13 protein-coding genes and 1 riboswitch are annotated in these 13246 nt (G+C 42.6%); of the genes, 7 read left to right on the top strand and 6 right to left on the bottom strand.

Going from position 1 to position 13246, the window contains the following annotated elements; translation table 11 throughout:
• Nucleotides 1-883 precede the first annotated feature (883 nt).
• On the top strand, nt 884-1057 hold the full coding sequence (locus VEZ01S_RS16760) for a hypothetical protein (protein ID WP_156896020.1): 174 nt from the start codon (nt 884-886) through the stop codon (nt 1055-1057).
• Between the two features lie 414 nt (nt 1058-1471).
• Here the strand turns inward: VEZ01S_RS16760 and VEZ01S_RS11120 are convergent, their stop codons facing one another.
• The gene (locus tag VEZ01S_RS11120) at nt 1472-2272 is read right to left on the bottom strand and encodes a hypothetical protein (protein ID WP_021714143.1); all 801 of its coding nucleotides are present in this window, start codon (nt 2270-2272) and stop codon (nt 1472-1474) included.
• A 468-nt stretch (nt 2273-2740) separates the two neighbouring features.
• Between VEZ01S_RS11120 and VEZ01S_RS11115 the strand changes: the two genes are divergently transcribed.
• Both VEZ01S_RS11115 and VEZ01S_RS11110 read left to right on the top strand, forming a co-directional pair.
• Nucleotides 2741-2980: a type 2 periplasmic-binding domain-containing protein gene (locus tag VEZ01S_RS11115; RefSeq protein WP_040890803.1), complete on the top strand. Its 240-nt coding sequence runs from the start codon at nt 2741-2743 to the stop codon at nt 2978-2980.
• Nucleotides 2981-3187: 207 nt separating this feature from the next.
• Nucleotides 3188-4666: an FAD-dependent oxidoreductase gene (locus VEZ01S_RS11110; RefSeq protein ID WP_021714141.1), complete on the top strand. Its 1479-nt coding sequence runs from the start codon at nt 3188-3190 to the stop codon at nt 4664-4666.
• Between the two features lie 222 nt (nt 4667-4888).
• Here the strand turns inward: VEZ01S_RS11110 and VEZ01S_RS11105 are convergent, their stop codons facing one another.
• The 4 genes from VEZ01S_RS11105 to VEZ01S_RS11095 all read right to left on the bottom strand — a co-directional run bounded on the left by VEZ01S_RS11105 (nt 4889) and on the right by VEZ01S_RS11095 (nt 7005).
• On the bottom strand, nt 4889-5416 hold the full coding sequence (locus VEZ01S_RS11105; protein ID WP_021714140.1) for a hypothetical protein: 528 nt from the start codon (nt 5414-5416) through the stop codon (nt 4889-4891).
• A 194-nt stretch (nt 5417-5610) separates the two neighbouring features.
• Nucleotides 5611-6018 (bottom strand): bleomycin resistance protein, encoded by a 408-nt coding sequence (locus VEZ01S_RS11100; protein ID WP_021714139.1) that lies wholly within the window; start codon nt 6016-6018, stop codon nt 5611-5613.
• Nucleotides 6019-6078: 60 nt separating this feature from the next.
• Nucleotides 6079-6309, bottom strand: a complete 231-nt coding sequence (locus VEZ01S_RS17050) for a hypothetical protein (RefSeq protein WP_369370981.1) — start codon at nt 6307-6309, stop codon at nt 6079-6081.
• A 3-nt stretch (nt 6310-6312) separates the two neighbouring features.
• A complete protein-coding gene (locus VEZ01S_RS11095; RefSeq protein WP_021714137.1) occupies nt 6313-7005 on the bottom strand; it encodes a LysR family transcriptional regulator in 693 nt (230 codons plus the stop codon).
• Nucleotides 7006-7230: 225 nt separating this feature from the next.
• On the opposite strand from VEZ01S_RS11095, the gene VEZ01S_RS11090 reads away from it, so the two are divergent.
• The 3 genes from VEZ01S_RS11090 (at nt 7231) to thiC (ending at nt 10771) form a co-directional block, all read left to right on the top strand.
• On the top strand, nt 7231-7767 hold the full coding sequence (locus VEZ01S_RS11090; RefSeq protein ID WP_021714136.1) for a porin family protein: 537 nt from the start codon (nt 7231-7233) through the stop codon (nt 7765-7767).
• A 147-nt stretch (nt 7768-7914) separates the two neighbouring features.
• On the top strand, nt 7915-8466 hold the full coding sequence (locus VEZ01S_RS17025) for a pilus assembly FimT family protein (protein ID WP_021714135.1): 552 nt from the start codon (nt 7915-7917) through the stop codon (nt 8464-8466).
• Nucleotides 8467-8635: 169 nt separating this feature from the next.
• Nucleotides 8636-8735: riboswitch (TPP riboswitch) on the top strand.
• A 110-nt stretch (nt 8736-8845) separates the two neighbouring features.
• The gene (thiC, locus tag VEZ01S_RS11080) at nt 8846-10771 is read left to right on the top strand and encodes a phosphomethylpyrimidine synthase ThiC (RefSeq protein WP_021714134.1); all 1926 of its coding nucleotides are present in this window, start codon (nt 8846-8848) and stop codon (nt 10769-10771) included.
• Nucleotides 10772-10831: 60 nt separating this feature from the next.
• On the opposite strand, the gene VEZ01S_RS11075 is transcribed toward thiC, so the two are convergent.
• On the bottom strand, nt 10832-11992 hold the full coding sequence (locus VEZ01S_RS11075) for a conjugal transfer protein TraF (RefSeq protein ID WP_021714133.1): 1161 nt from the start codon (nt 11990-11992) through the stop codon (nt 10832-10834).
• Nucleotides 11993-12479: 487 nt separating this feature from the next.
• On the opposite strand from VEZ01S_RS11075, the gene VEZ01S_RS11065 reads away from it, so the two are divergent.
• The gene (locus VEZ01S_RS11065) at nt 12480-13214 is read left to right on the top strand and encodes a sulfite exporter TauE/SafE family protein (RefSeq protein WP_021714132.1); all 735 of its coding nucleotides are present in this window, start codon (nt 12480-12482) and stop codon (nt 13212-13214) included.
• Nucleotides 13215-13246 lie beyond the last annotated feature (32 nt).

Genomic DNA, 13246 nt, shown 5'->3' with positions numbered 1-13246 from the left:
TTGAGTAACCTTGATCAAGAACCAAGCATGCTGCATCCATTTTGAACTCAGAAGAAAATGTACGTCGTTGTCGTTTTGTCATTGAACACCTCATTAATTGTGGTGACTTTATCACCTAATTGGGTGTCCGGGATCATTAAACCACTACATATATTGATTTAGGTAAGTTAGGCCTTCTTTTAATAATGCAACCCCTAAGTCTCTGTTGACTTCCGTCAACCTGCCACAACAAATTAGCTGCTCACTTATAAGGGGTCTTGCAATTATCTTCCAAGCATCTCGGTCAAGTGATCGAACCTCCCAAAGTTCAGCGACATAGCTGAGTGTAATTTAGGTGTGGACCATACCATCTAATTAATAATCTTACACACATCTTGATTGTAAAGTACAAACTCTAAATCTAAGTCCTAAGAAAAAGAAACTCACAATGAGCCTTTCTCCATTAAGCACCACCAAACCTCAATGCATTGGTTATGAGCTTTCTTTTTTCAGCACAAACATATCATTCAACTTCTGTGAAAAATAATATTCCACGTCCGATTGATGCAAGTGATCGCGATACAATACGACTCACGGTATAGCATCGGGGATCAGTGCAATGAAATTCACGGACCTAAGCGAAAGAAAAATAGAAAGCTTGATATGATTTACTGATCACAGCACTTAACGTACTGTGTTGACACTTCCGAAAAGCTTTCTGCCATCAAGTTCCACTAGATAACAATCACTAAGAAATCAGAGAGCGACTACCCGCTAATGGGAGGTGAGAAGGGCGTTTTCATCAATATCCGTCCCCTTAATATAGCGCCTCTAGAAAGTACAGGTTTTATCTACAATAAGCAAAACCAAACGGGCAAAGCACGTAAAAAAACAGGAAAATACCATGAAAAAGTTACTAATTATTGTAATGTCAGCGACTGCGTTCAGCGCAGCTTCATTTGTAACACCAGCGTTCGCGGGTATATGCCAACAGATCGGCGATCAAACCATTTGCACCGACGACAATGGTAACACTACCACTTGTACTCGTATTGGCGACATCATTACCTGTAACTAAATTGTAATGCCCTTCTGGTCATTTAAAAATAAATTAAGAGAGCCCTAAATAACAAGCTTCAGAATGCTGAGGTACCTGCTTTTGGTGCAGATATTGCGTTGTGCGGATTTTTATTAACCTATAACCACTCAGAGCGTGCACTTGAAGTGTGCGCTTTTTTCGTTGTGAGTTAAATCACCTCGCTCAAAGTAACAAACACTAGATAGAGTCTTCTTCCGGAAAACAACAAGTCACATTCACCTGAATGTCTATTTCGTTTCTGCTAAGGGGCAAAAGCGCCTTAGTGTTACTGCTCTAAACCGTTTTTGACTCAATGTTTGTTTCGCTATTTAATACGCTTCAGATAGTCTGCTAGTTTTGACATACTAAAAGTAATGCGTGGAAAAACGCTAGACTCGCTCCCTTTGCTTGTGATCAAGGTAAATCAACTGCCGCATAAAGCCCTTTATCACGAACATAACGAATAGTTTCGAAAACCTTCAGCATGTTACTTGGTTCATTATCCTTGATGACTTGCATATATTCTGTGGATGGATCATTTGCAATTTCGCTTACACTACAAACCCCAAATTGCCCCACATCATAGGAGTAGTATACGCTATCGGGGTATCTTGGATTAACAAATGCTACCTCTGTAGTCGTTGCTCCGACTGCCCAACCATAAACCGCTTTCATGCTTTTTTTGCAGATTAGAAACGATTGCTTATTTATATCTTTACCTTGAATATCAAGTACAAGAAAACTTTGTACATTATTCTTATGTTGATCAACTTCTGAATCAAAGATGCGAATCATTTCTTTATTATTCGAAGACGTTGGAGTCTGCACCTCAACTCTCAGATTGTAAATTGGCTCTTCTCTGGGGTTAACACCACGAATAAAGTCTTGTACTATTACGCGGTATAAAGGTTCACGGCTATCTTTACTTAGACACCAACCGCCATAGCCCCAAGTTCCTCCAGAGGCATATTTACAGTACCGCCCTAATTCATTTAAAGTTTGCTTTCTAAAATTTTGATCTTTGTTACTGAAAAAAAACACGGTTCTTGAAATGCCACTCCAATGCTTTGTTTTCTCTCTCTTTACCTCTCCACCTGAGTGAGTTTCTGCATATTTGTTGAGCAGTAATTCAGTTGTGTTGTGGATACCAACAGTGTCGAACTCTCTAACACTGCTGCAACCCACAAGAATTGTGCATATTAATAGCTTCTTCATGTGATCACTTCCTTGTACCACTTTTTTACATCAATATGTAATGGTTCATATAAACCAGATACCTAGATAACTTTACACGTTATAAATACAGATAAAAGTGATCCGGCACCCCAATCCAAATTATGTTTTTTCTGTTTGAATCTGAAAATCGTGTTGGTCCAGAAACGTTGTACAGAACCAATTTTTAGGACAAAAGCTTGTTAGACAGAGGCTTGTTCAACATTTCGGTGGACATAAACAGCCATGGAGAAAATATCTTTCTCTAAAGTATCCAAATCCTTAACTTAACTATTTCTACCAATACCTAACTATTTTAGATCGTAATATTGGGCTTGCTAAGGTAAACAATAAGGTTAGTCGATCACAGAGCCTATCTAGGCTCAGAATAGAAATTAGTTCATCGTAAACAGGATCAGGTCTTGCTTTTTGCATAGGAGAGATCTTAAAAGCAATATGGTCACCCTTAGAATGCAGGGCAACGATAAGATCAGTGAAGTGCGCACTATGATGGGAGGCTTAGGTTATGCGCTAATCGACTTATTTAATCTCGATCAACCAATCTCAGAAACAAAGCTAGTACCTCGTCTGACGGATCATAAGCTTTCCACTACGGATACAGGCATCTACCCTATCTATCCCCACCGAAAACAGACCTTACTTGTCAGCGAGTTTTTCAGTATGCGCAGCATCATATTGGCCCTCCTGTAATCTAGAAAAGCCATATTCCAAACGATAAAGACTCGTTTCTATAGAGATCGCACGCAAAGTCTGCGACTACATAGAGATGTTTTACAATGTAACGCCCTGATATGGTTCCAATAAAAGGCTATCGCCTGTAAAGTATGCACAGTTTGATCGACAGCTAATTCGTTAAAAGCAAATTAGTGTGTATTAGGAATAAAGGATAGATAGGTCGTGGCTGAACAAGTGCAAACTTCGCTCCGTGTTGCAGTTATTGGTGGTGGGATCGCGGGCTCTACAGCAGCGTTACATCTTGCTGAACAGGGTATAGACGTAACTTTGATTGAGCAAAGTGATGGCTTAGTTAATGGTCCACCCATTTGTCACCTTCATGCGGGTGGTAATCTTTATCGAGAGATCTCTCAACAGCAATGTACAGCGTTACTTAAGCAGTCGATTGAGACAGTGCGTCTTTTCCCGTATGCCGTAAACGCACGACCTACGGTTATTGCGACGCCACTTACTGATAGTAATGAGCCAGATGCCTTACTACCTCGCCTTTCTGTTATCAAACAAAGCTATCAATCTTTGGTCTCTCAAGACCCTCTAAATGCCGTATTAGGCGAGCCGGACCAGTATTACTCGCAATACAGTCGTGAACAATTAGAGGCGCTGCGTGATCACAAGCAACCCAACAATCCATCGAGTCATGACGACTGGATGATTCCCTTTGCTCAATTCGTTGACCTAGATAAGCTCAAGTATCCCGTTGTGGTTGTTCAAGAATTTGGCCTGAGCGTTTTTCGTCTTGCGGCCAGTGTCACCCTCACTCTAGAGCATCATCCTCATGCTCATTTGAAGATGGGATGTCGCTTGGAAGATGCGCGCTACGAAAATAACCAATGGCATTTAACCTACCAGCCAAAACAGGGCGAGAAGCAACATGTCGTTGTGGATTATCTGGTGAATGCCACAGGGTATAAAACGGGCACTATAGATGACCTAACTAAGCAGTCACAAAAGCGATTCGTGGAGTTTAAGTCTGCATTCATAACGCATTGGGAAAACACTGGCATACACTGGCCTGAGGTGATTTTCCATGGTGAGAGAGGCACACCGCAAGGCATGGCGCAGCTAACCCCGTATAGTAATGGTTACTTTCAAGTCCACGGTATGACCGAATCTATCACCTTGTTTGACAAGGGCTTGGTAGCAAGTGAAGCACCAAGCTCACAACCTCGATTGCCATCAGATCTTGAGGCCAAAATCACTCAGGGATGGCCTGAAATGGCGATTCAACAGCGCACTCAAAATGCCATTGAACATATGACTCAGCATATCCCCACCTTTTCAAAGGCTAGCGTGGGCGGAAAACCTCTTTTTGGTGCTCAGCAAATCCCAGGTGAAGACCCAAGTCTTCGCGTCGCAGATGTCTCATTCACCCAAAACAACTATGCACGGATTGAGCTGGTAAAGGCCTCATCGGCCTATCAGGCAGCACGTAAGATCAAGCAACAATTGCAAGATTTAAGTAGTGCTGAACAAACTTTAACGGCATCTGAGATGAGTTCTAGAATCACTATCGAGCAGGCCCATCCATACTTATCAACGTTATCCTTAGAGAAGATAGAGATGCGAGCTAAAGCATTGGCGAGAGACAGAGGCTACCCTGAAGCCCTAGCAATTCAAACCGGAACGGCTTCCGATAGTTGATAGTTTGGTTGGTTGGTTGGTTGGTTGGTTGGTGAATTATTTAGAGGCCTGTAGCGAGCTATCTCTTAAATGGCATTCTTGTGTAAACCAGCATGTTGATATTTGACGACTCCCATTTCAGATAGAGATTTTGTGCGGCGCCTGCCTCTCTGATAAGAGGAGTCGCCGCTCTATAAGACTGAACTAACGACTATCTGAACTGCATTGTCGTTTACATCTACACTACCACGTAAACCCCACAGTCACAGTCGCCACACTCTCATCATATTCACCAAAACGATCTTCAAGTTTATCCGCTTCCCATCGGTGCTCTGCTACTTCCACGTCTAGGTAAAACATTTTCCATGTGGAATGTACGCCTGCGCCGTATCTAGCTGTGCCACTAGCCAGTAGATCGTTAGCAGCTTGCTCATCGATAAGTTGCAGTTCGTAGCCTATAAGAGCATACGGTTTTATGGTGAAGTCTTGGCCTAGGTGAAACTTCCAGCCCGCTTCAAATTCAGTACCGATGAAGTAGCCGTCGTCGCTGTTATATTTGGCTGTATCTTGTTCGATGACAGCATCACCTTTGCCGCCATAAATTGAGCCACCAAATATTTCGCCGTTGTAGCCAAGTTCCACGATTGCTGTGTCACCTTGCACGTTACTACCATGGGAGGTGCCGCCACCAACGTACCAATCGGTATTAGCCAAAACACTGGTCGATGTTAACAGTGCAAGAATAGATATAATTTTCGGTAGCGTGTTCATTCGGTCTTTCCTCATACGGTTCTGTGCTAAATCAGCGCCTAGGGCCTTATCGTTGGGCACAAGATACCGTTGGTATGCTAAGCAATCAAAGATCGAATATGCATACCAGTTATGTGTTTAAGTAATGAGGAGAGAGTTAAAATGATGGGTATAGGTATATTGTTAGTGAAGATGAACGCAGTAGTCACCTCCCCTCACTTTACGTCCTGACAAAATCGAAATAAGTAACCATCCGGTGTTTGAACAATAAATTGCTTTTGAGTGATGATGGCATTGCCGCATTGATAACCCTTTGCTTCCATAGACAAATAGATGGAATCAGCGGACTTAGATCTGACATTTCGATACAGTGATTCTATATCCGTTACATCCCACTGAAAATTTACGCCTCGCCCTAGCGGGAAATCTAAGCTCTCTGAAATCCACTTTCGGCTATTTCCTTGGATGCCTTCAAGCATCACATCGACGCCCTCTAAAGTGAGGTAAGCAAAATCTTCCGCAGGGCGTTCATACTTGATGGAGAAACCTAATACGTTGATAAAATACGATTTACTGATGCTCATATCAAAGCAATACAGCTCTGGTACCACTCTTAATGTCATAATGACCTTCGTTAATGCTAGTTGTGATTAAACTCGGTAAGCAAAGCTGTTGACACTCACCTACTCTATTCTTTCTTGCTCAATAACCAGTCTCACTTGTCTTTCTAGCCATGAGAGCAGTGGTGCGTTGCTGTTTTTAGTATGAAAATACGAAAATAGCGTAAATGTCATCTCTTCTTTATTTACTAACGGAGTCATTACTTTTAAGTTTGGAAAGCGATGTAAAGGAAATAGATCTGAGTGTGGCATAAAGAAATCGGTGTGTTCGATGACATCCACCACTGCCATCACAAACTATGAGCGAAAACCTATTGTTGGCGTTAAACCTTGTTCTCGCATCACATCGGCTGTCAGGGTTTTATCATCATTCCAGCCTGGAGTAATAATAGAGGCGATGCCAAAAGGCGCTAACTCTTGGGGACTGACTTGAGGGCTGTTTAACGGGTGCTCTTTTCTAACAAAGACTCGACTTTTAAGATCAACTAGCGCATTTGAACTGACGCTCTGAATCCGTTTTTGCTCCATGCTCACGCCAAATAAAACCTCACCACTGCGGATGTCATTGAGCGTTTCCTTATTCCATCCAACCAATTCAATTCTGGCATTGAGCGCAATCAATTTTAGGTGTTGAAACAATGCCCCCGATAGACAAGTGAGCACAATAGGCGCTACCGCTATGCGTAAGAAACCTGAAATCTCATTGGGATCAAAATCGGCTTTTTCGTTTAAAACCGTGGCTAAACTATCTAAATGTGGCGAAATCTTTTGCGCTAAATCAATCGCAAACGGCGTGGCAGTGAGCCCTTGTGGCACTTTGATAAACAGCTCATCTTGAAAATGAAAGCGCAGTTTTTGCAAAGCCTGACTGATGGCTGGCTGTGAAACCAGTAAACGCTCAGATGCTTTACGCATATTCAGCTCATGGCTCAAAACTAAGAACGTTCTTAATAAATTCAGATCCAGTGTATTGAAGCGGTCTTTGCGCATAAGAGTCTCAATCTGCAATGGTTATCATATCCCTTCATCATTCACAGTACGGCATTTCTGTTTTTACAACAAGTTAGTCGAGAAGAATTCTAGGAGCTAATAAGCCATTGTAATCACTAACATCAGCACTGCTTATTGGCCTGATGAGATGAAAAAAAACACAATAACGGAATCAGCAAGGAGCGATAAATAAAAAGGAACGATTTTCCCAATTTAAGGTTTAACATGAATAAATTAATCACAATCGTTATTGCTAGTCTCCTGCTAACCACAACTGCGCAGGCCAATACCTCGCAGTCAAAACATCGTATTGGTGTGGGTTACAACAGCACCAATACCTCTGAATGGCTAACCAAGTCTGACAAATGGGGAGACGGTCTTCGACTTGAATATGGCTATGAGCTCAATAATATTCTGGGAATCAATCTGTCTTATTCACAAAATAAAGACACTTTTGTGGTTGGGGAGCAAACCAGTGATTTAGATGGCTACAATATAAAATTGGATACCGACATTGGTTATAAAGTGCATATCAACGGATTTGCTATTAAACCTTATGGCATATTAGGGCTAGCTCGACAATCTGAAACAAGGGCAATCAATAAAACTGACTATCGCTTTAACGAAATTAGCTTTGTGACTGGTGCCGGTCTCAGAGCTGATTTAAATTCACACCTTTATTCCGACTTTCGGTTTGATTTTTCTCGCTACAATGACAGTGAGTATTACACTATCTCTTGGACGTTAGGGTATCAATTCTAATTAGCAAAAACGGATACTGTTTCAACCTAAAGCCATGCTTGTATCGCATGGCTTTAATCGCTGGCATTCACCCGCAATTAGTATCACGCAAAATGTTTCTATATGTTAATATGCACCTATATTAACAAGGTATCCTAAGGAAAGGATATGCGTTCCCAGCAAGGATTTACATTAATAGAGTTGGTGGTGGTTATTGTCATAATGGCAACGCTTGCTGTAGTAGCCGCTCCTCGCTTTCTTAACCTGTCAAGCAATGCCGTTGAAGCTAGCGTGAATGGTGTCGAAGCGGCTTTAAAGTCATCACTGTCTTTTGCTGATGCAAAGATAGCCATTGATAATGCCAAAAACTCCATCGACTACCTAGGCCAAACCATTTCGCTTACTGGTGGTATGCCTGAGGCAAGCGCCGGGACACTGCGCGCATTATTAGAGATCGACGTTCCCTCGTCTTGGACTCGCAATTGGCAAACGGTTCCTTGCGACGAACCTGAATTTTGTATTTTGGGCAATATGTACCCCGGTAAAAACGGCTACGTTGCGGTGCCTAGTTATCCCCTGACACCAAATGGCGGACAAGATCGAGCCTCTTATATTTGGCCAAGAGGTTATGTGTTGAAATCCAATGGTTGCTATGTGTTTTATATTAATGAGGCTTCGAAGGAAATCTATCATTCAGGATCAATTGTCAGCGATTGCTAGTCACGAAAAGATGTAAACACTCAATCTCGCATTTAATTGAGCGAGAGATTTACGATAAGTTCTGCCACAAGCAAAAGCCATCGGCTCCACCATTACCCCACACAAACCATGAATCCAGTTGCATTTTATAGTGTGACTTTTAATCTTCACATAGGGATTGTATACTGCGTGCTACTTGTCGGAGTGCCATAAGGCTGAGACCGTTAACTCGGGATCCGTTGAACCTGATCAGGCTAATACCTGCGAAAGGGAACAAGAGTAGAGATTTTTTCGCCTGCGATCTCTATCCCCAGATCATCACTCTATCTGAGTTTTGATCTTTCTTGTTGCATCCAATCCGCCAAGCATTTTATCACCTTTAATTATTTGGAAAAATGCTATGTCGAACCGTAAACAATCAAGACTAGAAGCAAAACAATTTATTGACTCACTGTCAGTACAGCCCTACCCAAACTCAAGCAAACATTACATTCAAGGCTCACAACCGGACATTCAAGTTCCTGTGCGTGAAATTGCCCTTTCAGACAGCCTGATTGGGGGCACAAAAAATGCGCCAGTCCACCAGCCAAATCAACCGATTCAGGTTTATGATACCTCAGGGGTCTATACCGACCCTGAACATCATATTGATTTATATAGCGGTTTACCTAAGCTCAGAGATCAATGGATAAGCAAGCGTAACGATACTGAAGTTTTACCAGGCGTAAGCTCCAGCTATACCAAAGCCCGCTTAGAAGATGAAACCTTAGATGAGCTTCGATATGGAAATCTACCGCAAGTTCGTCAAGCAAAAGCCAATCAATGTGTCACTCAATTGCACTATGCTCGGAAAGGTATTATCACACCTGAAATGGAGTTTATTGCCATTCGTGAAAATATGGGGCGTCAAAAGTTTGCTGACGAACAGCTCAATCAGCAGCACGCAGGACAACATTTTGGCGCAAACCTCCCCAAAGAAATTACCCCTGAATTTGTGCGCAGAGAAGTGGCCGAAGGGCGTGCGATTATCCCTGCTAACATCAACCACCCAGAAGCTGAGCCGATGATCATTGGGCGAAACTTTTTGGTCAAGGTGAACGCTAACATTGGTAACTCTTCGGTCAGCTCTTCTATTGAAGAAGAAGTAGAGAAGTTAGTGTGGTCTACCCGCTGGGGCGCCGATACGGTGATGGACTTATCGACTGGGCGAAACATTCATGAAACTCGCGAATGGATTTTACGTAATAGCCCAGTCCCCATTGGCACAGTACCTATGTACCAAGCACTAGAAAAAGTTAACGGCGTGGCTGAAAACCTCAACTGGGAAGTGATGCGCGATACCTTGATTGAACAAGCAGAGCAAGGCGTGGATTACTTTACGATTCATGCAGGTTTGCTATTGCGTCACGTGCCAATGACGGCTAAGCGTGTCACGGGCATTGTTTCTCGCGGCGGTTCGATTATCGCTAAGTGGTGTTTAGCTCATCACCAAGAAAGTTTTCTCTACACGCACTTTCGTGAAATCTGCGAAATCTGCGCTAAGTACGACGTCAGTTTATCCCTTGGCGATGGACTGCGACCGGGCTCAATTGCCGATGCGAATGATGAAGCGCAGTTTGCCGAGTTACGTACACTGGGTGAGCTCACCAAGGTGGCTTGGGAATATGATGTACAGGTGATCATCGAAGGTCCGGGACATATCCCTATGCATATGATCAAAGAAAATATGGACGAACAATTAGAACACTGTCACGAAGCGCCTTTTTATACGCTTGGCCCTCTCACTACCGACATTGCCCCAGGTTATGACCATATTACCTCAGGCATTGGAGCGGCATTAATTGGCTGGTATGGCTGCGCTATGCTTTGCTATGTCACCCCAAAAGAGCATTTAGGTTTACCCAATAAAGAAGACGTTAAAACGGGGCTTATCACTTACAAATTAGCCGCGCACGCAGCCGACCTTGCCAAGGGCCATCCGGGCGCACAAATTCGTGACAATGCCTTATCAAAAGCGCGTTTTGAGTTCCGCTGGGAAGACCAATTCAACCTGTCTTTAGACCCAGAAACCGCACGCGCTTTTCACGATGAAACCCTACCTCAAGAGTCCGGCAAAGTTGCCCATTTTTGCTCTATGTGTGGTCCAAAGTTTTGCTCAATGAAGATCTCACAAGAGGTGCGTGAATACGCGAAAGATTCCAAACAAGTGGCGCTTGATCAAGCTCTGGAAATCAAAATGCTTGATGACCCTCTTGAAGGAATGCGTCAGAAATCTCAAGAATTTCTAGACGCCGGTTCAGAGTTATATCACCCAGAAGTAAGGTAATGGAATTGAGTTAACCTCGATATACCCCAGAGGCGAAGATTCACCTCTGGGGTTTTTAGGTTATAAAGTCAAAGACAAGTTCAGGCCGATGCCTGCTTGGGTTTTATCCGCGTACGAGCCTGCAATATCAATGTGCACGACATTGAATGGGCTAAAACCAATACCCGCGGTAATGCTGTCTTTAAAGTTACCTTCTAGATCATGCTCATAGCCGACGCGAAGCTGAGCCCAGTGAAACAGATCCCCTTCCATACCTGCGCGCACAAACTGAGTATCGTCTGTGGAAATGTGCTTGAATCGGGTTTGCTTATTGAGATCACCGTCAATAGCCACTGTGAAATACTCAAGTTGGTAAGCCACACCCATCGCAATGTTTGGGTCAACTTGATAAGTGTGTGAAGTGCCCGAAATTGGCGCTGTTTCAATCTCATTGCTGATCAAGTTCTTAGCACTAAGACCGACAGACAACGCATGCCACTGATATAAAAAGCCAACATCTAAATTAAACACGTTCTCAGTGTTCTTTGAATCATCGTAATCACTCAATTCAAAATCATCTAAGCTACTTTTTGAATAGTAGCTATGTAGCTGCTGAAACTTTGGTGAGAAACCAACCGACACGCGATGCTCGTCAAACGAGAATTGTTTTGCCAACGTCACGCCAATATCCATAACGCCCACCCCAATTACTGATGCTTCGGCGCTGCGGTAAGCTTGCTCGATGGTAGCCCAATCTGAGCTATTGATTGGTTCCGCATCCACCATAGAAACCACATTTACGTAGTTTTGACTAAACAGAGCCACAGATACCGCCTCAAAAGGAATCGCCACCGCAATCCCAACACTTGCTTCTGCAAACACTGGCGCATTTTCAGCAACGGCATTAAAAGTATCAGCGAACTTGTCGATATCCTCTTGGTTACTGTTTTCGTTCAAGTTATCTACGTTATCTTGCAAGTCGTTGATATCAGACAAGGTGTCATCTTGATCCAAGGCTCTCACGCCAATAGAAGGAAGCAAAATACCAAAGCTATCGCTTTCTTTACTATTTGCCAGCAAAGCTGGGTTAATAAAACTCGCCGATAAATAGTTGCCAGAAGCTACTCCTGTGCCACCCATAGCGGTTGTACGTCCATCTGCATAATAATTGCTGGCGTGCGCTAGGTTAGAAATGGCAAAAAGCGCACCGAGTCCTACGCCAACTTTAGTTATGTATTTCATTGATATCCCTATGATTTTAATTGTGATTTACATTCTTTGTCTGTTATTCAAAATACTATTGTTTCAGCATTTAATGCTAATTGATTCATATGATGAATATCAAAGTTGTGATGAATCTATCAGCGATGCAACAAAAAACGATTGCACCCATATGAAAGTTTTCTTTCATTCAAACTCATCAAATGCCCAGTAGATCAAACATTGAGGCATGGCGAGCATTTAAACTACCTGCAAATTTCAAGACCTGACCTCGCACTTTCCCGCTGGTAAAACGGGGGTTTTTGTATGTGAAAAGATGTTTTTGGTTTTTATGACTTGGGTTCGCTTTATATTTTTTAGGTTCTATTAATATAAGATCTGGTTAATTAAATTTCCCTTCTATATAAATTCAAAGTTCTTCATCAACGTCGTAATGCATATATTAAATAGATTGTTATGACGTCTTTGATTAGCTCATTTATTCTCTGCTTATTATTGAGATATTATTATGATTGACGACTACTACTTTTATTTGACTGCTATTCCCGCAGTTCTGGTCTACGGCATAGGCAAAGGAGGATTTGGTGGCGGATTAGGCGTCATCGCGGTACCACTTATCGCTCTGACTGTGCCTCCCTTTCAGGCAGCTTCGATATTGCTGCCTATTTTGTGTGTCATGGATATCTTTGCTGTAAAACATCATCACAGAAACTGTGACTACAAAGAACTGAAGATGATTTTTCCGTATGCTTTTATTGGCATTTTGATTGGCTCGCTGATCATGGGAGTGGTATCCGACAAAGTGGTAGAAATCAGTATCGGCGCGGTATCACTGCTATTTTGCGTGCAATATTACTTAATGGGTCCGGCCAAAAGTTCGGGTAAAATCTCTTGCGGTATTTGGAGTACATTATCAGGGATTTCCAGCACTATGATTCATGCTGGTGGCGGGCCAATTAGCATTTATTTGCTGCCTAAAAAACTCAATAAGATGGTGTTAGTGGGCACTATGGCGGTGTTATTTGCCATTATGAACCTGATTAAGCTGATTCCTTACGCTTACTTTGGTCAATTTGATTACCAAAACCTACTGACTTCACTGGTACTTCTTCCTCTAGCACCAATTGGCGTGAAGCTTGGGGTTTATTTATTAAATATTGCTTCACAGCAACAAGTATACCGCATTTGTTATTTCCTACTGCTACTTTCTGGCGCTAAATTATTATACTCAGGCTTAATGTGACAAGCCTATTTATTAATATATAGGTACGCACT

It is taken from the genome of Vibrio ezurae NBRC 102218, assembly GCF_000467185.1.
Taxonomy (GTDB): Bacteria; Pseudomonadota; Gammaproteobacteria; order Enterobacterales; family Vibrionaceae; genus Vibrio; species Vibrio ezurae.
Note: the sequence above shows the minus strand (reverse complement) of the source record. Positions and strands in the feature narration are given on the sequence as shown.